Source organism: Streptomyces sp. NPDC007162, assembly GCF_040634175.1.
Taxonomy (GTDB): Bacteria; Actinomycetota; Actinomycetes; order Streptomycetales; family Streptomycetaceae; genus Streptomyces.
The window spans coordinates 1-18,382 of record NZ_JBEYFC010000060.1 but is presented as its reverse complement, the minus strand read 5'-3'; the positions used below and the strand labels follow the sequence as shown (position 1 = coordinate 18,382).

The 18,382-nt window shown below is 72.9% G+C and carries 15 protein-coding genes and 1 pseudogene; 6 read left to right on the top strand and 10 right to left on the bottom strand.

Annotated features, from left to right (window positions below):
* Position 1 precedes the first annotated feature (1 nt).
* Positions 2-2,086: a xanthine dehydrogenase family protein molybdopterin-binding subunit gene (locus ABZ646_RS10240; RefSeq protein WP_360515480.1), complete on the top strand. Its 2,085-nt coding sequence runs from the start codon at positions 2-4 to the stop codon at positions 2,084-2,086.
* On the opposite strand, the gene ABZ646_RS10235 is transcribed toward ABZ646_RS10240, so the two are convergent.
* Both ABZ646_RS10235 and ABZ646_RS10230 read right to left on the bottom strand, forming a co-directional pair.
* Positions 2,064-3,740, bottom strand: coding sequence for an MFS transporter (locus tag ABZ646_RS10235; protein WP_360515507.1), 1,677 nt, complete (start codon positions 3,738-3,740; stop codon positions 2,064-2,066). The two genes, ABZ646_RS10240 and ABZ646_RS10235, sit on opposite strands and share 23 nt — an antisense overlap.
* Positions 3,741-3,829: 89 nt before the next feature.
* Positions 3,830-4,261 (bottom strand): MarR family transcriptional regulator, encoded by a 432-nt coding sequence (locus tag ABZ646_RS10230; protein ID WP_360515477.1) that lies wholly within the window; start codon positions 4,259-4,261, stop codon positions 3,830-3,832.
* A gap of 238 nt (positions 4,262-4,499) precedes the next feature.
* On the opposite strand from ABZ646_RS10230, the gene ABZ646_RS10225 reads away from it, so the two are divergent.
* Complete coding sequence (locus ABZ646_RS10225; RefSeq protein ID WP_360515474.1) at positions 4,500-4,889, top strand: hypothetical protein; 390 nt, start codon at positions 4,500-4,502, stop codon at positions 4,887-4,889.
* Positions 4,890-5,306: 417 nt separating this feature from the next.
* On the opposite strand, the gene ABZ646_RS10220 is transcribed toward ABZ646_RS10225, so the two are convergent.
* Positions 5,307-6,173, bottom strand: a complete 867-nt coding sequence (locus tag ABZ646_RS10220; protein WP_360515504.1) for a DUF1963 domain-containing protein — start codon at positions 6,171-6,173, stop codon at positions 5,307-5,309.
* Positions 6,153-6,349, bottom strand: a pseudogene (locus ABZ646_RS10215) (hypothetical protein); the annotation flags it as partial. The pseudogene ABZ646_RS10215 and the gene ABZ646_RS10220, both read right to left, overlap by 21 nt.
* A 113-nt stretch (positions 6,350-6,462) precedes the next feature.
* Between ABZ646_RS10215 and ABZ646_RS10210 the strand changes: the two are divergent.
* Complete coding sequence (locus tag ABZ646_RS10210) at positions 6,463-7,500, top strand: 3-dehydroquinate synthase family protein (protein ID WP_360515471.1); 1,038 nt, start codon at positions 6,463-6,465, stop codon at positions 7,498-7,500.
* A 1-nt stretch (position 7,501) separates the two neighbouring features.
* Here ABZ646_RS10210 and ABZ646_RS10205 read toward each other — a convergent pair whose 3' ends face one another.
* Both ABZ646_RS10205 and ABZ646_RS10200 read right to left on the bottom strand, forming a co-directional pair.
* Positions 7,502-8,377, bottom strand: a complete 876-nt coding sequence (locus ABZ646_RS10205; protein ID WP_360515501.1) for an ROK family protein — start codon at positions 8,375-8,377, stop codon at positions 7,502-7,504.
* A 32-nt stretch (positions 8,378-8,409) separates the two neighbouring features.
* The gene (locus ABZ646_RS10200) at positions 8,410-8,844 is read right to left on the bottom strand and encodes a type II 3-dehydroquinate dehydratase (protein ID WP_360515468.1); all 435 of its coding nucleotides are present in this window, start codon (positions 8,842-8,844) and stop codon (positions 8,410-8,412) included.
* Between the two features lie 207 nt (positions 8,845-9,051).
* Here ABZ646_RS10200 and ABZ646_RS10195 point away from each other — a divergent pair, with 207 nt between their 5' ends.
* Genes ABZ646_RS10195 through ABZ646_RS10185 form a run of 3 tightly spaced genes read left to right on the top strand, consistent with a single transcriptional unit; the run spans position 9,052 to position 12,081 of the window.
* Positions 9,052-10,218 carry a DegT/DnrJ/EryC1/StrS family aminotransferase gene (locus tag ABZ646_RS10195; protein WP_360515465.1) on the top strand — a complete coding sequence of 389 codons (1,167 nt, stop codon included), beginning with the start codon at positions 9,052-9,054 and terminating at the stop codon, positions 10,216-10,218.
* Positions 10,215-11,357, top strand: a complete 1,143-nt coding sequence (locus tag ABZ646_RS10190) for a Gfo/Idh/MocA family oxidoreductase (protein WP_360515462.1) — start codon at positions 10,215-10,217, stop codon at positions 11,355-11,357. Before ABZ646_RS10195 ends, ABZ646_RS10190 begins: the two co-directional genes overlap by 4 nt.
* A gap of 43 nt (positions 11,358-11,400) precedes the next feature.
* Complete coding sequence (locus tag ABZ646_RS10185; RefSeq protein WP_360515459.1) at positions 11,401-12,081, top strand: HAD-IA family hydrolase; 681 nt, start codon at positions 11,401-11,403, stop codon at positions 12,079-12,081.
* Between the two features lie 89 nt (positions 12,082-12,170).
* On the opposite strand, the gene ABZ646_RS10180 is transcribed toward ABZ646_RS10185, so the two are convergent.
* The 4 genes from ABZ646_RS10180 to ABZ646_RS10165 all read right to left on the bottom strand — a co-directional run.
* On the bottom strand, positions 12,171-13,355 hold the full coding sequence (locus tag ABZ646_RS10180) for a cytochrome P450 (protein WP_360515456.1): 1,185 nt from the start codon (positions 13,353-13,355) through the stop codon (positions 12,171-12,173).
* A gap of 42 nt (positions 13,356-13,397) precedes the next feature.
* Positions 13,398-14,633 carry an LLM class flavin-dependent oxidoreductase gene (locus ABZ646_RS10175; RefSeq protein WP_360515453.1) on the bottom strand — a complete coding sequence of 412 codons (1,236 nt, stop codon included), beginning with the start codon at positions 14,631-14,633 and terminating at the stop codon, positions 13,398-13,400.
* A gap of 79 nt (positions 14,634-14,712) precedes the next feature.
* On the bottom strand, positions 14,713-15,471 hold the full coding sequence (locus ABZ646_RS10170) for an arylamine N-acetyltransferase (RefSeq protein WP_360515450.1): 759 nt from the start codon (positions 15,469-15,471) through the stop codon (positions 14,713-14,715).
* A gap of 32 nt (positions 15,472-15,503) precedes the next feature.
* Positions 15,504-18,382 (bottom strand): type I polyketide synthase (locus ABZ646_RS10165; RefSeq protein WP_360515447.1); only part of this gene is annotated, 2,879 nt, incomplete at its 5' end.

Genomic DNA, 18,382 nt, shown 5'->3' with positions numbered 1-18,382 from the left:
CATGGCCCGCACCGCCCTCGGCGACCCGGCCGAGCGCCGGGAAGGGCTCGCCAAGGTCAAAGGCGCCGCCCGCTACGCCGCCGAGCACCCCCTGCCCGGCCGCGTCCACGCCCGGCCCGTCCCCGCCTCCGTGATCCGCGGCCGGATCACCGCCGTCGACACCGGCACCGCCCGCGCCGTCCCCGGGGTCCTCACCGTCCTCACCCACGAGAACGCCCCGCGCCTGGCCGAACCCGACGACGCCACCCTCGCCCTGCTCCAGAGTCCGGACGTGCCGCACCGCGGCTGGTGCGTCGCCCTGGTCGTCGCCGAGACCCCCGAGGCGGCCCGGGCCGGCGCCGAAGCCGTCCAGGTCACCTACGAAACCGCCCCCCACGACGTGGTCCTCGTCCCTGGCCACCCCGCCGCCCGTGAACCCGACGAGGCCAACGGCGGCCAGCCCGCCCGCCACCGGCACGGCGACCCCGAGTCCGCCTTCGCCGGGGCCGCCGTCCGGGTGGACGTCACCTACCGCACCGCGCCCCTGCACAACCACCCGATGGAACCCCACGCCAGTACCGCCCAGTGGGACCGCGGCCGGCTGACCGTGTACACCTCCAGCCAGGGCACCAGCGACGTCCGCAGCGTGCTGGCAGGACTGTTCGCCCTGCCCGTCGACCGCATCACCGTCCGCGCCGAGCACGTCGGGGGCGGCTTCGGTTCCAAGGGCTCCGCGCGCCCGGACGTGGTCCTCGCCGCCATGGCCGCCCGCCACACCGGCCGGCCCGTCACCGTGGCCTGGCCGCGCCGCGGGCTGCCCACCACCGTCGGCCACCGCGCCCCGACCCTCAACCGGCTGCGGCTGGGCGCCACCTCGGACGGGGCACTCACCGCCCTCCTGCACGATGTGACCACCCACACCTCACCGGTCAGGTCGTACGTCGAGCTGGCGGGCACCACCTCGGGCGTCATGTACGCCACGCCGAACCTGGCCATCGTCCACCACGTCGTCCCGCTGGACGTTCCCAGCCCGTCCTGGATGCGTGCCCCGGGTGAGGCGACCGGGATGTACGCCCTGGAATCGGCGATCGACGAACTCGCCGACGAACTGGGCATGGACCCGGTCGAGCTGCGGATCCGCAACGAACCCGACCGCGAACCCGCCGGCGGACAGCCCTTCAGCAGCAGGCACCTCGTCGACTGCCTGCGCGAGGGCGCCCGCCGCTTCGACTGGCACCACCACGTGCGGCGCGCCGAAGGCCCGCTGCTGATCGGCACCGGCGTGGCCGCCGCCACCTACCCGGTCATGGTCTCCCCGTGCACGGCCACCGCCGAGGCCAGGCCGGACGGCACCTTCCTCATCCGGGTGAACGCCTCCGACATCGGCACCGGAGCCCGGACCGTCCTCGCCCAGATAGCCGCGGACGCCCTCGGCGCACCTCTCGACCGGGTCCGCACCGAGATCGGCGACAGCGACCTGCCCCAGGCCCCCGTGGCCGGCGGCTCCTCCGGGACCTCGTCCTGGGGCTGGGCCGTGCACGAGGCCTGCGCCCGCCTGCTGAACCGGCTCGCCGACCACACCGGCCCGCTGCCCGAGCGCGGTCTCGGCGCCCGCGCGGACACCAGCGGACGCGCCGACGCCGACAGCTCCTACGCCCGCCACGCGTTCGGCGCCCACTTCGCCGAGGTCGCCGTGGACACCGTCACCGGCGAGGTCCGGGTCCGCCGCCTCCTCGGCGTCTACGCGGCCGGCCACATCCTCAACCCCCGTACCGCGCGCTCCCAGTTCGTCGGCGCCATGACGATGGGCCTGGGCATGGCCCTGACCGAGGGCAGCACGCTGGACCCGGCGTACGGCGACTTCGCGGAGGCCGACCTGGCCTCCTACCACGTCCCCACGAACGCCGACGTCCCCGACATCGAGGCGCACTGGATCGACGAGGACGACCCGCACCTCAACCCCATGGGCAGCAAGGGCATCGGCGAGATCGGCGTCGTCGGCACCCCCGCCGCCATCGGCAACGCCGTCCACCACGCCATCGGCAGCCGCATCCGCACCCTGCCGCTCACCCCGGACCGGGTCCTCACCGCTTTGAACGCACGGTGACCTGCGCGGCGGGGGCCGGGCGCGCACCGGCAGCATGGTGGCCGCCGCGCAGCGCGGAGGCCACGGCGGAGACCAGGGCCATGCCCGCGGCCACGCCGAAGACGATGCCCAGGCCGTGGTGGAAGGGGCCGGAGACCAGCCGCGGGAAGAAGGTGTGCCCGGTCAGGACCGCCCGCTGGGTCGCCGACACGTGGTCCAGGACGCCCTCGGACGACAGCAGGTGCTGGATCGGGTTGTTGCCGAGGAACGTCGCGAACAGCGTGCTCACCGGCGGCAGCGAGGCGGCGTGCGCGGCGGAGGCGGCCGGCACGCCGTGCGCCATGAGCCCGTTCTCCAGCGTGCCCGGCAGCGAGGCGGCCAGCCCGGACACCATCAGCGAGAAGAACACGCCGATGGACAGCGCCGTACCGGAGTTCTGGAAGGTGGAGCGCATCCCGGAGGCGACGCCCCGGTACTCGGCGGGCACACTGCCCATGATCGAGGACGTGTTGGGCGCCGAGAACATGCCCTGGCCGAGCCCGTTGAGCAGCAGCAGCGCCGCGAACAGCCCGTAGGGGAAGTCGACGGGCAGCGCCAGCAGCCCCAGGAAGGACAGGGCGACGACGAGCAGTCCCGCGGTGGAGAACAGCCGGGCCCCGAACCGGTCCGACAGATAGCCGGAGACCGGGCCCGCGACGAGGAAGCCGAGGGTGAGCGGCAGCATGAAGATGCCGGCCCACAGCGGGGTGTCCTCGAAGTCGTAGCCGTGCAGGGGCAGCCAGATGCCCTGCAGCCAGATGATCAGCATGAACTGGAGGCCGCCGCGTGCGATCGCGGTCAGCAGGGCCGCCAGGTTGCCCGCGGCGAACGCCCGCACCCGGAACAGGGCCAGGTCGAACATGGGCTCGGCGACCCGGGTCTCGATGACGCAGAACGCCAGCAGCAGGACGACACCGCCGATCAGCCCGGCGAGCACCCACGGGTTGCGCCAGCCGGTGGCGCTGTCGCCGTAGGGCTGGATGCCGTAGGTGATACCGGCCAGCAGGATGCCGGCGCCCACCGCGAAGGTGAGGTTGCCCAGCCAGTCGATCCGGCCGGGGCGGCCCGTCGAGGTCTCCCGCAGGCTCAGGTACGACCAGACGGTCCCCGTGATGCTGACCGGGACGCTCACCCAGAACACGGCCCGCCAGTCGACGACGGCCAGCAGCCCGCCAGCGAGCAGACCCAGGAACTGCCCGGCCAGCGCGGTGATCTGGTTGATGCCGAGGGCCATGCCGCGCTGCCGGGCAGGAAACGCGTCGGTGAGGATGGCGGCCGAGTTGGCGGTGAGCATGGACCCGCCGAACGCCTGCACGATCCGCCACAGGATCAGCCACAGGGCGCCGGCCCCCGCCCGCAACGGATCGAGGGACAGCGCGACCGAGGCACACGCGAAGATCAGGAAGCCGAGGTTGTAGATCTTCACCCGCCCGAACATGTCGCCGAGCCGGCCGAGTACGACGACCAGCACGGCGGAGACCAGCAGGTACCCCAGGATCATCCAGAGCAGATAGCCGATGTTGCCCGGTGCGAGCGGGTCGAGGCCGATCCCGCGGAAGATCGCCGGCAGCGAGATGATCACGATCGAGGCGTCCATCGTGGCGATCAGCACGCCCAGCGTGGTGTTCGACAGCACGACCCACTTGTAGCCGGGCCCCGGCGGAGTGTCCTGGTGGCGGGCCGAGCGCAGCGAGCCGGGCCACGCGCCGGACGGCGTACGCGCGCTCACAGCCGTTCCGCCAGACGTCCGAGCAGCGGCAGGGCCGCCGCGAGGGTCGCCCGCTCCGCGGCGGAGAGCTCGTCGATCACCGCCGCGAGCCGCTGCACCGACTCCGAGCGCCGCTCGGCGAGCACGGCCCGCCCGTCCTCGGTGACGGCCACGATGCTCCGCCGCCCGTCCGCGGGGTCGGGGGTACGGCCCACCAGGCCGCGCTGTTCGAGCTGGGCGAGGGTGCTGGCCATGGCCTGCGGCCGGACCCGCTCCATCTCGGCGAGCGCGGTGGGGGAGTCCGGCCCGTCGGCGGCGAGGCGCGCGAGCACGGACACACCGGAGAGCGAGATGTCCCCCACGGCATGGGCCTGCCGCAGTCGCCGCGTCACCCGCCCGACCGCGAGCCGCAGTTCGGAGGCCAGTCGGGAGGTCTCGTCCGCTTCCATGTCTACTAACAGTAGGTTTATCAGCCTGGACTGCTCAACCAATCGTCAGTAAATCCGACCTTCGGGGAGACGGCGCGGACAGGGAGGTAAACCGGCCGGTTTACCTTGTTCGGGAGCAAGGACGAACGGCCGGCGTACGCTCCCCGAGAATCGGTGCGGATCGCCCGGCGCCACGAAGGACGGCCACCTCCTGCGCGGTCCGAGCGGCCACTGCACCGGCCCGGACTGCGGTCCCGTCGTGCTGGGCCTGGAGGTCGCCCAGGAGCTCGACGACGTTCACGAGGACAGACCGAGGGGGTCGCGACAGGACGGAGCAGCCCAACCCGCACCACCCGCCTCGGACGCCTCACCGGCCAAGGTGATCGAGGTCGTTGCGTTCGTCCGGGACATGTTCCACGCCGGTCTGGCCTCCGACGTCATCCGGGACTTCCTGCCCTGCGCCCGAGACGAGCACCCACGTGGAGACTGCGCCGAACTCCTCGCCCGCGTCCGACAGGTCCGCGACGAACTCGCGCGGCAGGAACACCACATCGCCGAGCGGCGCCGGCCACTGGACACCTATCTCGCCGACGGCTATGAGGCGCGCCCGGTCTCCCCGCTGCCGGCCCGCACCGAAACCGTTCGGTAGGCGGAACGGAACCAACTGGACGCGGTTGACACAGAACACAGCGACCGGGACGCGGGGCGACGCCGAGTTCTCCCCGGGCGACGGCACGACGGACGCCGCGCCCTGCTGCGAGACACCGTCCGGTGGGCGGTGATGACGGGCTGACTCCGGCCGCGAGCGGTCAGCGGAAAAGGCGGAAGGCTCCGCGCACCTGCTCGACGAGCGACTCCGCCCACCTCGCGGAGGCGGGCACGCCCGGACGTGACGGTACCGCGCACGCCGTCGGGCGGCGCCGACCCCACCGCCTTCCACGGCCTGCGCTCACCACGGCTGCGCTGTTGAGCCTTGCCGCCGTCCCCGCCGGTCGTGTCGAACCCCGAAACCGGCCCCCACCGGAAGGAAAGGAGCCAGAGCCGCGGTCCGGGAACCGGTGGCTGTTCAGACCTGCTGCTCGAACTCCAAGGCTTCGTACCGGCGCCCTGCGATGTCCCCGCGTGTGCCGACGATCAGGGTCTGAGTGAAGACGTCATGGTCGATCGACTGACCGTGTATCTGCGCGAGGAGGACGAGATCGCCCTCGTCCGGAGCTGACTGCCACGGGCTGGAGAAACCGCCCAGTTGGACGGCGACCCCGTGTGAGGCGCCGCCCGCTGCCGCTTTCCGCACGGCGTCCTCGAAATCGTCCAGGATGTCGTCCCGGTCCGCGCCACTGTCCAGGAACGCGCTGGTCGCCGGGGAGTCGCGCCAATCGGGTGAGACGGTCAGTCCCGGCACCGGATACAGAACATCCGGCTGGTAGACCCTGACCTGCTCCGGCTCCCCGTCGAGCTCATACGTCGCCGAGCGTTCCGTGGTCCGCACGCCTGCGGGAACGTGGAGCACCACCGACGACTCCGGCTCGTACTCGATCTGGGTGAAGAACAACAGGCTCCCGTCGGACGGCAGCCCGATGTCCAGGGCTTCACGGGGGAGCGCCGCGCAATCGACGGTCAGCACCAGAGGGTCGCGGCCATCGGGCCAGTCGACGCCGTCCGGCAGGGAGGGGAGGCCTCCCGTGCGCGCGGCAGGACGGGCCTCTTCCTGCTGGGCGAGCGTCAGGCCCTGGAAAGCGACCAAGTGGAGGCACGGCCGGGAGCCGACGAGCAGCTCCTGTGCGACCGGCCCAGGAACGCCATGCCTCGCGGCCGTCCGGAGAACGAGCTCTTCCACGATCGGAATAGTCATGCCCCGATCATGCCGGGACCCACTGACACCGACGGACCCCAACTCCCTTCCCAGAAAATGCAGTTCCGCCTCGCGCCGCACGACCGGGCTCCCATGCCGGCGGCGGCGTCCTCCCACGCGCGGAGCGCCTCCTCCACGCGTCCCCAGTCCGGATTCCGGTGCTCGCGCACGGCGGCTGCCGCCTTCGCGGTGTCCGTCTCCAGGGCCTCGGCGAAGCGCTCCGCCTCGGGGGCGGGACGGCTGTCGGCCCGCGGGACCTGACCCGCCATGAGCGGTGGGCGGTTGACCGCCGCGCGGGTCCGGGTAGGCATGGTGCCGGGACCGGTGCCGGTGGGCGGCCGGGCATCGTATGAGGAAGGGCGGACAGCGCATGACGGCGTCGTCTCAGCCGTACACCCGTGTCATGGTCGAACTCGGCGAGCGCTCCTACCCCGTCGACATCGGGCCGGGCGTCCGGCACTCGTTGGCCGGAATCCTCGCCGGGCTCGGTGTGCGGCGGGTGGCGATGGTGTCCGCGCGGCCGGAGAAGTGGCTGCCGGACCCGGGGGTGCCGTCGGTGGTGCTGCGGGCCCGGGACGGCGAGGCGGACAAGACCCTGGCCACCGTGGAGGAACTGGGCCGTGCCTTCGTGCGGTTCGGGCTGACCCGCTCCGACGCGGTCGTCTCCTGCGGCGGCGGCACCACCACCGACGTCGTGGGACTGGCCGCCGCGCTGTACCACCGGGGGGTGCCCGTGGTGCACCTGCCGACGTCACTGCTCGCCCAGGTGGACGCCAGCGTGGGTGGCAAGACGGCCGTCAACCTCCCCGAGGGCAAGAACCTGCTGGGCGCCTACTGGCAGCCGGCCGCCGTGCTGTGCGACACCGACCATCTGCGCACGCTGCCCGAGCGGGAGATGCTCAACGGATACGGGGAGATAGCCCGCTGTCACTTCATCGGCGCCGGCGACCTGCGCGGGCTGCCGCTGCCGGAGCAGATCGCGGCGAGCGTGGCACTCAAGGCGTCGGTGGTCGCAGCCGACGAACGGGACTCGGGACGCCGGCACATCCTCAACTACGGCCACACGCTGGGACACGCCCTGGAGATCGTGACCGGCTTCACGCTGAAGCACGGTGAGGGGGTGGCGGTCGGCACGGTGTTCGCGGGCCGTCTCGCGCTGGCCCTCGGCCGGATCGACGCGGCACGGGCGGCCGAACACCTCGCGGTGGTGCGGAGTTACGGCCTGCCGACCGCGCTGCCGGCCGGGGTCGACGCGCGGCGCCTGATCGAGGTGATGCGGCTGGACAAGAAGGCGACGCACGGGCTGACCTTCGTCCTGGACGGCCCGGACGGCCCCGGGCTGGTGTCCGGGGTGCCCGAGGAGACCGTTGCCGCGACACTGACCGAGATGGATCGGACACCTGGCTGAACTACCCCGCCGACAGGCCCCGGGCCAGCAGCACCGCGCCATGCAGGGAGGACAGCCCGCCCAGCAGCGCGGGACGTACCGGGGGCAGCGGGTGCCCTGGGCGTTGAAGGACCGCGGTCCGCTCGGCCACCATCGGCACCAGGTCCGGCACGGCCGCGGCGAAGCCGCCGCCGATGAGGACCAGCGCGGGGCGCGTCAGTTCGCAGATGCCGGCCACGGCCACGGCGAGCGCGGCGCAACTCTCCCGCAACGCGGCCACGGCCCACGGCTCGCCGTCGGACACGGCCTGACGGAAGGGGGTGAACCGCACCTCCGCTCCCCGGTTCCGGGCCGCGCGGCGCAGCGTCGCCGGGCCCGAGGCCGCCGCCTGCACACAGCCGCGCCGTCCGCAGTCGCACAGCGGTCCGTCGCGGTCGACGACGAGGTGGCCGACCTCGCAGGAACCACGCCCCACGCCGGGAACGGGGCGCCCGGCCAGCACGAGACCGCCACCGACACCGGTGCCCACGCCGAGGTAGAGGAGGTCCGCGCAGCCGGCCGCGTCCGCCTCGGCGAGGGCGGCCAGGTCACCGTCGTCGGCGCACGCCACCTCGGCGGCGCCGAAGAGCGCGGACAGGGCGGCGCCCAGGCCGAACCCGGCCCAGGCGGGGCGGCCCGGCCAGACGGTGACCGTGCCGGCGGCGTCGAGCGTGGCCGGCAGGGCGACCCCGACGCCGCGCAGCTCCTGCGGACGACCCGCGCACAACTCCCCGACGTGCCGGGCCAGCAGGCCGAGATCGTCGTCGGGGCGGGAGGCCCGGCCGGCCCACCGGAAGGACGACTCCTCCACGCCACCGTCGTCGTGCTCGACGCGCAACGCCACCTTCGTGCCGCCGATGTCGATGCCCAGCCGGCCGGCGGCTCCGGCGGTCAGGCCGGCACCTTCTCGAGCAGGGCGCGGGCGGCGAGCCGGTACCCCAGTGCGCCGAGCCCGAAGACGACGCCGGACGCCAGCGGCCCGGTCACCGACTCGTGGCGGAACTGCTCACGGGCCCACACATTCGACAGATGCACTTCTATCCATGGCCGCGGATAGTTCGCCAGGGCATCACGGAGACCCCAGCCGGCCATCATCAGGGCGGCCGGATTGATGATTGCGCCGACGGTGTCGTAGTTCCCCTGAATGGTGCGGATGATTTCCGACTCACCGTCGAACTGATAGGAGTCCACTTTCCAGCCGCGCTCCGCGACCTCTTCTCCCACCCAGTGTTCGATGTCCCGCAAGGTATCGGTTCCGTATATCTCGGGCTGGCGGGTTCCGAGTATTCCGAGATTCGGACCGTTCACCAACAACAGCCTGCTCACAGCACACCTCACCTGGTTCGTCACGGACTTCCATCTATAGCACGGGCCTCGCGGCGCGCGCCCCGCCGAATCCGCGGGAGCCGTTTTGAGGGGCTTCTAGGGGGGTGTTGAGGGGGAATGACGCGGCTGCCGTCGGCGGGTTAGCGTGCTAAAGCGATCTCCTCTGCATATCGCGTCGAGGGAAGTGTCGAGGGAAGTGGGGAAAACATGGGCAAGGGTGTGCGTCTGGAATCCGAGCTGCCCGGCTGGCCGCAGTACGACGACGCGGAACGCGAGGGACTGATACGGGCGCTGGAACAGGGCCAGTGGTGGCGGATCGGCGGCGGCGAGGTGGACGCCTTCGAGGCCGAGTTCGCCGCCGCCCACGGCAGCCCGCACGCCCTGGCGGTCACCAACGGCACACACGCGCTGGAACTCGCCCTCGAAGTGCTCGGCGTCGGCGCCGGCTCCGAGGTCATCGTCCCGGCGTTCACCTTCATCTCCTCCTCGCAGGCCGCGCAGCGGCTGGGCGCGGTGGCCGTGCCGGTCGACGTCGACCCGGGCACGTACTGCGTCGACCCGGCGGCGGTCGAGGCCGCGATCGGACCGCGGACCGCAGCCATCATGCCGGTGCACATGGCGGGCCAGATGTGCGACATGGACGCGCTGGGCAAGCTGTCCGCCGACTCGGGCGTACCACTGGTCCAGGACGCGGCCCACGCGCAGGGCGCGCGGTGGCGCGGCCAGCGGGTCGGGGAGCTGGGCTCTGTCGCCGCGTTCAGCTTCCAGAACGGCAAGCTGATGACCGCCGGTGAGGGCGGCGCGGTGCTCTTCCCCGACGCGGAAGGGTACGAGAAGGGCTTCGTGCGGCACAGTTGCGGCCGGCCGCGCACCGACCGCGGCTACTTCCACCGTACGTCCGGTTCCAACTTCCGCCTCAACGAGTTCTCCGCGTCGGTGCTGCGCGCCCAGCTCGCCCGGCTCGATGCACAGATCGACACACGCGAGGCGCGCTGGCCGGTGCTGAGCCGGCTGCTGGCCGAGATCCCCGGCGTCGTCCCGCAGGCACTCGACGAGCGCGGTGACCGCAATCCGCACTACATGGCGATGTTCCGGGTGCCGGGCATCACCGAGGAACGGCGCGCACGGGTCGTCGACACCCTCATCGAGCGGGGACTGCCCGCGTTCGTCGGGTTCCGCGCGGTCTACCGTACCGACGCCTTCTGGGAGGTTGCGGCGCCGGAGCTGACCGTGGAGGAACTGGCCCGCCGCTGCCCGCACTCCGAGGCCCTCACCCGGGACTCCGTGTGGCTGCACCACCGTACGCTGCTGGGCAGCGAGGAGCAGATGCACGAGATCGCCGCCGTCATCGCCGACGTGCTCGCGAGCGCATGAGCGCCCCGTCCCCGGCCCTGCCGCCCGTCCGCACCGCCGTGATCGGCCTGGGCTGGGCCGCCCGCTCGGTCTGGCTGCCCCGGCTGCTCCGCAGCCCCGCCTTCACCGTGACCGCCGCCGTCGACCCCGACGAGCGCGGCCGGGCCGCCGTCGCCGGCTCCCTGGGGGCGGACGCGACCGGGCTGTCGGTGCTGACGGCCGTCGCCGACCTCGACCCCGCCGAGGTGGACCTCGCGGTCGTCGCGGTCCCCAACCACCTGCACTGCGCCGTCGCCTGCGAACTGCTCACCAAGGGCATCCCGGTGTTCCTGGAGAAGCCTGTCTGCCTGACCTCCGAGGAGGCGGAACGGCTGGCCGCCGCGGAACGCGCGGGCGGCGCGATACTGCTGGCCGGCAGCGCGGCCCGCCACCGCGCCGACGTAAGCGGCCTGTACCGGGCCACCGAACGCCTGGGCGAGATCCGGCACGTCGAACTGGCCTGGGTACGGGCGCGCGGGGTGCCCGACCGGGGCGGCTGGTTCACCCAGCGGTCGCTCGCGGGCGGCGGGGCGCTGGTCGACCTCGGCTGGCACCTCCTCGACATCGCCGTACCGCTGCTGGGCACCGCCGCCTTCCGGCACGCCATCGGCACCGTCTCCGCCGACTTCATCACCCAGGCATCCTCCCGGGCCGCCTGGCGCGACGACGACAACGATGCCGAAGGCGATGGCGACGCGGCCGGGGGCGGCGGCACCGACGTCGAGGACACCGCGCGTGGCTTCCTCGTCACCGACGACGGCCGGTCCGTCGTCCTGCACGCGAGCTGGGCCTCGCACGAGGCGGTGGACACCACCCGCGTCACCGTCGAGGGCAGCGCGGGCAGCGCGACCCTGCGCTGCACCTTCGGGTTCAGCCCCAACCGCCTCGGGAAGTCCGTGCTGACCCGCACCGCCGACGGCACCACGCGCGAGCTCGCTGTGCCCACGGAACGGGTCGGCGCCGAGTACGACCGGCAGCTCGCCCTGCTGCCCGGCCTGTTGCACGACCCGGCCGCACGAGGCCGGGCGATCGCCGAGGCGCGCCGCACCATCGGCGCCATCGAGCGGGTCTACTCCTCGGCCCGCACCGTCCAGGAGGTCCGGGAGTCCGCCCCGGTGTGACCGCACCGGTGCGCGCCGTGACCACGTTCCACGGGAGTCCCCGATGATCAGCCAGTCCGTTCCTTCCGTCCCTTCCCCTTCCGGCGTCACCTCGGTGGTCTTCGACCTCGACGGCGTCCTCGTCAACAGCTTCGCGGTGATGCGCGAGGCGTTCACCCTCGCCTACGCGGAGGTCGTCGGGCCGGGCGAGCCGCCGTTCGAGGAGTACAACCGGCATCTGGGCCGCTACTTCCCCGACATCATGCGCATCATGGGGCTGCCGCTGGAGATGGAGGAACCCTTTGTCCGCGAGAGCTACCGGCTCGCCCACCTGGTGGAGGTGTTCGACGGCGTGCCGGAGCTGCTGGGGGAGCTGCGCCGCCGGGGGGTCCGGCTGGCCGTGGCCACCGGCAAGAGCGGCCCGCGGGCCCGTTCGCTGCTGGACACGATCGGTATCCGCGACCGGTTCGACGCTGTCCTCGGCTCGGACGAGGTGCCGCGGGCCAAGCCGGCGCCCGACATCGTGCTCAAGGCGATGGACCTGCTGGGCGCCGACCCCGGGCGGACGGTGATGGTCGGCGACGCCGTCACCGACCTCGCCAGCGCCCGCGGCGCGGGTGTCACCGCGGTGGCCGCGCTGTGGGGCGAGACGGACGAGGCGACGCTGCTCGCCGCGGACCCCGATGTCGTCCTGCGTCACCCGGCGGAACTCCTGGCGCTGTGCCCGGCGGTGCCGGTGTCCTGACACTCAGGGCGTCCGGCACCCCGGATGCGTCGACGGTGGTGCGGAGGGCGGCCGGGACCGGCAGCGTTCCGCACCGCCGTCTCCTGTGCTCACCGGGGAGCGAACTCCACCGGCAGGGACGTCAGGGAGCGGATGAACGGGTTGGGCTTGGCGCCGACCTCGGCGGCCGGTACGGCCAGGCGCAGGTCGGGGAAGCGCAGGAACAGGCTCTCCAGCGCGGTCTGCGCCTCCACGCGGGCCAGCGGCGCGCCGATGCAGTAGTGCACGCCCTGGCCGAACTGGAGGTGCATCACGTTGCCCCGCGTGAGGTCCAGCCGCTCTCCGTCGGTGACGTGCGCGGGGTCGGAGTGGGCGGCGTCCATGTCCAGCAGCACCTGCTCGCCCGCGGCTATCGTGACGCCGCCGATCTCGACGTCCTCGTTGGCGAAGCGCACGACGAGGATGCCGGGCCCGGCGTGCCGCAGCAGCTCGTCCAGGTTCCGGCCGGCCAGCTCGGGGTCCGCGCGCAGCAGGTCGAGCTGGTCCGGCCGGGTCAGCAGCGAGAAGACGGCGTTGCTGATGAAGCTGCCGGTCAGTTCGTAGCCGGCGATCAGCATCATGCGGGCGGTGGAGACCACCTCGCGGTGGCTGAGCCGGTCGTCCTCGTGCGCCGACATCAGCGCGCTGATCAGGTCGTCCCTGGGGTCCTCGCGCCGCTCCTCGGCCAGGTTCTCCACGTAGGACCACAGTTTCGCGGAGGCGTCCGCGGAGCGGGCGGCGGCCTCCGGGTCGAACGGCGGCAGCAGCATCAGGTCGGCCCACTGGTGGAACTCGGTGCGGTCGGCGATGGGCACGCCGAGCAGCTCGCAGATCACCTGCATGGGCAGCGGGACGGCCAGCGCGGAGACCAGGTCCGCCCGGCCGTCGGCGGCGACGGCGTCCAGCAGACTGTCGGTGATCTCCCGCACGCGCGGCCGCAGGGCTTCCACCCGGCGCGCGGTGAACGCCGTGCCCAGCAGTCGGCGCAGCCGGGTGTGCTCGGGCGGGTTGGTGCCCATCAGCGTGTCCTCGAACAGCCCGCTCACCGGGGTCTTCTGCCCCTGTGAGGCGGCGTAGGCGGCGGCCGGGCTCATCCTGGGGTGCGCGAGGCACTCACGTACCTCGTCGAACCGGGACACGAGCCACGCGGCGGTGCCGTGCATCTCGATCCGCCGCGGCGGGCCGTTCTTGCGCAGCTCCTCGGCGACGCTCTGCGGGTCGAGGATGCGCATCTCTTCTTCGGGTGTCTGAGCCATGGTTACGCGATCTCCTTGTGAGTAAGCGGGTCGGTAAGCGGGTCAGGGGGCCGGGTTCGGGCTGCGGGCGGGGATGACGTAGGCGGGATCGGCTGTGCGGGGCGGTTCACGCCGGGCCAGGGCGGCGTCGAGGGCGGGCCGAAGCCGGGCGGCCTTCGCCTGCTCGACCCGCTCGTGCCGCTCCTTGAACTCGGGCATCACCTCGCGGGCGAACAGCTCCAGCGACTCGCAGACGTGCTCGTGCCGGGTCCCGCCGCCCTGCACCAGGAAGATCGCCTGGTCGAGGCCGGCCTCCTCGTGCTGCCGCAGGAACCGCCGGATCTGCTCCGGGGTGCCCACCGCGCCGCGCGCCGGGTTGCCCAGCGGCATACCGGGCTTCCCGAAGGCGGCACGGCCCATGCCGTAGCGGTCGCGGTCGCGCTGGAACGTCTCCCACAGCCGGGTCCGGCCGGGGGCGGCGGCGCCGAAACCGGCGTAGAAACCGAGTCCGAAGTTGAAGAACTGGACGCCGTCGGCGCCGCGTTCCACGGCGGTCGCCTCGTCCTGGTGGCAGAACATCGGGATGGTCGCGGCGACCTGCGCGTTGACCGCGAACCCGGCGGGCACGCAGTCCGCGGACTCGATGCCCTCGTAATAGGCGTCGACCCACTTCCTGGTCTCGGCCGGGCCGAAGAAGGAGAAGTTGAGCGCGCCGAGCCCCTTGGCGGCAGCGAGCCGGATGGCATCCCGGTTGCCGCAGGCCATCCACATCGGCGGGTGCGGCTTCTGCCGGGTCTTGGGCAGCACGTTGCGGACCGGCGCCGAGACGTACTTGCCCTCGTACCCGGCGAACGGCTCCTCCACGAACATGCGGGCCACGGCGTCCACCGCCTCCGCCCACTGGTCCCGTTTGACGGCACGCTCCACACCGAACCCCGCCAGCTCGGTGGGGGTGGTGGACTCGCCGGTGCCGAACTCCACGCGTCCCCCGGACAGCAGGTCCAGCGTGGCGATCCGCTCGGCGATCCGCGCGGTCGGGTTGAAACCCGGCGGCATCAGGGCGACGGCGTGCCCGATCCGGATACGGCTGGTGCGCTGGCTGACCGCGCCGAGGAACACCTCCGGCCCGGACATGTGCGAGTACTCCTCCAAGAAGTGGTGCTCGGGACACCACACATGGTCGAAGCCCAGCCGGTCGGCCAGTTCTATCTCCGCCAGCATGTCGTGGAAGAGCCGGTATTCGGAGTCCTCGGTCCAGGGACGGGGCAGCTGGGCACCGTACAACAGGCCGAACTTCATGGGCGCATCTCTTTCCTCTGCCGGCGGTCGGCCGGGAACGGGGACGGAGGCGGGGCTGGGGGCGACGGCACCGGACGGGTCAGTCGCGGCCTTCCCAGTAGGTGGCGATCACCTCGGCACGCTGTGCGGGGTCGACGAGGACGGAGACCTTCTCGTGGCCGTCCTCGACGGTCGTGAACATGTTGCTGGTGAGGAACACCTGTCCCCGCTCGGTGGCACGCCGGCGCCGGCGCATCGCGGCGAGGATGGCCGGCCCGTTGCCGCCGCCGACGCCCTCCCAGGCGTCGTAGGTCCGGGGCGCGGTGGTGAAACGGTAGGTGGTGCGCCAGTCGTGTCCCAGCGTCTTGGCCTGGAGCACGAGGAACCCGTCCCGCCGCACCAGCCGGAACGCGCAGCCGTACTGCCACTGCGGCTCGTCCTCCACCAGCCGCAGCGGCTCGGTGAAGCAGAGCCCGGCGTGTCCGACGTCGGCCAGCCACTCCTCGCCGTCGATCCGGACGAGCATCAGCATGTGCTCCGGGTCGGGTGCGAAGGTGTTACCGGGCAGGTAGGTGCCGCCGCTGAGCACGTCCAGGTCGTAGCCCAGTTCGCGCAGGAGCCGGGCGAACAGGGTGTTGAGCTCCAGGCACATGCCGCCGGCGCCGGTCGGCACGATGGCCTCGAAGGCCTTGTCGACGTCGATGTCCGCCATGTTCACCGCGCTGAGCCGGTGGGTGTGCGCGGTGTCGTAGGGGACGGACGTGAGGTGACTGCGGTGCAGCCGCCGCAGGTTCACCAGGGTCGGCGCGGGTGGCCGGTCGAATCCCAGGCGTGCCAGGTAGGCATCGGTGCTGAACATGTGCCATCCCTTTCTCGTTCGCATCGCGCTCGCTATGAGTTCGCGTCCGTGTCCGCGTTCGTATCCGCGTTCGGAACGCTCAGTTCGTCCCGCAACTGCCGGGCCAGCATCCGCAGAGTCGGGTGGTCGAAGACGAAGCTGGGCGGCAGCCGCAGCGCCGTGTGCCGGGCCAGGCGGTCGCGGAGTTCCACCGCCATCAGGGAGTCCAGGCCGATCTCGGTGAACACCACGTCCGGGTCGAGGGCGGTGGACGCCGTGTGCCCGAGGACCTGCCCGGCCTCCCGTAGCACCAGGCCGAGCAGTACGCCCTCCCGCTCCTCCGCGTCCAGACCGGCCAGCCGCGCGGACACCGGCTCCTCCTCGGCGGCGACCGCCGGCGCCCGTCGTGCCGGGGGCACCAGGGTCCGCATCGGCGGGGCGACGGGTCCGGCGGCGGCCTGGGCGCGCAGGGCGGTGAGGTCCAGTTTCATCGGCACCACCACGGGCAGGCCGGTGCGCAGCGCGGCGTCGAAGAGCTGCATGCCCTCGGCGGGTGCCAGTGCGGCGACGCCGCCCCGTGTCGTCCGGTGCCGCTCGGTGGCCGCGAGCCGCCCGGTCATACCGGTACCTGCGGCCTGTTCCCACATGCCCCACGCCAGCGACACGGCGGGCAGGCCCGCGGTGCGGCGCCGGTGCGCGAGCGCGTCGAGGTAGGCGTTGGCGGCGGCGTAGTTGCCCTGTCCCGGGTTGCCCAGGACACCGGCGGCGGAGGAGAACAGGACGAACGCGGCGAGTCCGGAGTCCCGGGTCAGCTCGTCCAGGTGACGCGCGCCGTCGGCCTTGGCCCGCAGCACTGTGTCGAGCCGCTCCGGCGTCAGGGCGGTCAGCACCCCGTCGTCCAGCACACCCGCCGCGTGCACCACGGCGGTCAGCGGTGCGTCGGCGGGCACCTCGCCCAGCAGCGCCGCCACGGCGTCCCGATCCGCGACATCGCACGCCGCGATGCGTACCCGGGCTCCCGCCGCCGCCAGTTCCGCCGCGAGTCCGGCGGCACCGGGGGCCTTCTCCCCGCGCCGTCCGGCCAGCACCAGACTCCGCACCCCGTGCACCGCCACCAGGTGCCGGGCCACGACCGCGCCGAGGGCACCGGTACCGCCGGTGACGAGGACAGTGCCGTCGCCCAGGCCGCCGTCCGGCACGTCACCCGCCGCCGCTCGGACGAGCCGCCGGGTGAACCACTGACCGTCACGCAGGGCCAACTGCGGCTCGTCGGCGGCAGGGAGCTGAGCGAGCGCTCCGGTGCCCCAGTCGGTGCCGGTACCTGTGTCGGCGTCGAGGAGGAGGACACGCCCCGGGTTCTCCGCCTGCGCGGAGGCCATCAGACCCCACACCGCGGCCGTTGCCGGGTCGGCCGACTCGCCCTCCCGGACGGCGACGGCGCCCCGCGTCACCACGACCAGCCGGCTGGACAGCAGCGACGGCTCGGCCAGCCACGCCCGCGCCACCCGCAACGCCCGTCCGGTCACCTCCCGCACATCGGCTGCCGCACCGCGGAGGTCCAGCAGCAGTGTGTCCGGTGTCTCGGGCGCGGCGGACAGCCGGTGCACGTCGCCGGCGTCGGCCACCGGCACCGGACGGAGGGCCCGGGACTCGCCCCGTGCCCGCACCTCCTGCCAGGCGACGCGGAACATCCGGTCCGCCGTGGCCGCCGTCCCGGTGAACTGCCCGGGGTCGACCGGCCGGGACACCACCGACCCGAGCGACGCGATCGGGGCACCGGTACCGTCGGCCAGTTCGAGGGTCATGGTGTGCGTGCCGCTCAGGGTCACCCGGACCCGCAACGCCGAGACACCGGACGCGTGCAGCGTCACGTCACGGTAGGCGAAGGGCAGTACCAGCTGTGGCTCGGACTCGTCACGCTCGTGGAAGGCCAGGGTGTGCATGGCGGCGTCGAGGAGCGCGGGGTGCAGCCCGAACGCCGCCGCCATGTCACGGTGCTCGTCCGCGAGGGCCACTTCCGCGTACACGGCGCCGTCACCGCGCCAGGCCGCCCGCAGCCCCTGGAACACGGGCCCGTAGCGGTACCCGGCCTGCTCCAGACCGTCGTACAGCCCCTCGATGTCCGCCGGGTCCACGGCCACCGCGTCGGCCGGCGGCCAGACCGTCAGGCCGACCGTCGCCGCGGCCGTGGCCGCGACCACGTCCGTGTCGTCCGCGGGGCGCAGAGTGCCGGAGGCGTGCCGCGTCCACGGCGTTCCCAACCCGGCGTCCTCGGCACGGGAGTGGACGCGCACGGCGCGTCGGCCGGCGCCGTCGTCAGCCGCGACGCTGACACGCACCTGCGCGGCGGCGCCCTCCGTGAGAACCATGGGAGCCTCCATCACCAGCTCCTCGACGGCACCGCAGCCGACCTCGTCACCGGCACGCAACGCCAGCTCCACGAAGGCCGCACCGGGCAGCAGTACCGCCCCGGCCGCGACGTGGTCGGCCAGCCACGGGTGCGTGGCGAGCGACAGGCGCGAGGTGAACAGCACCTCACCCGACTCCGGTACTTCGACCACTGCGCCCAGCAGCGGATGCCCGAGGCCGTCCACCCCGGCGGCCGATACATCACCGGCGGCACCGGGGCCGCCCTCGCCGGTCAGCCAGTAGTGCGCGCGCTGGAAGGCGTAGGTCGGCAGCTCGGGCATGAGCGGGGGACGGGCCGTGGTGCCGTGGAGGACGCCGAGGTCGACGGGGACGCCGGCGATGTGGAGTCGGGCGAGGGCGGAGGTGAGGGTGTGTACCTCGTTGCCGTCGTGGCGCAGTGCGGGGACGAGGGTGGTGTCACTGTCGTGGTCGAGGTTTTCGCGGGCCATGGCGGTGAGGGTGCTGTCGGGGCCGAGTTCGAGGTAGGTGGTGACGCCGTGGTCGGCGAGGGTGTGGATGCCGT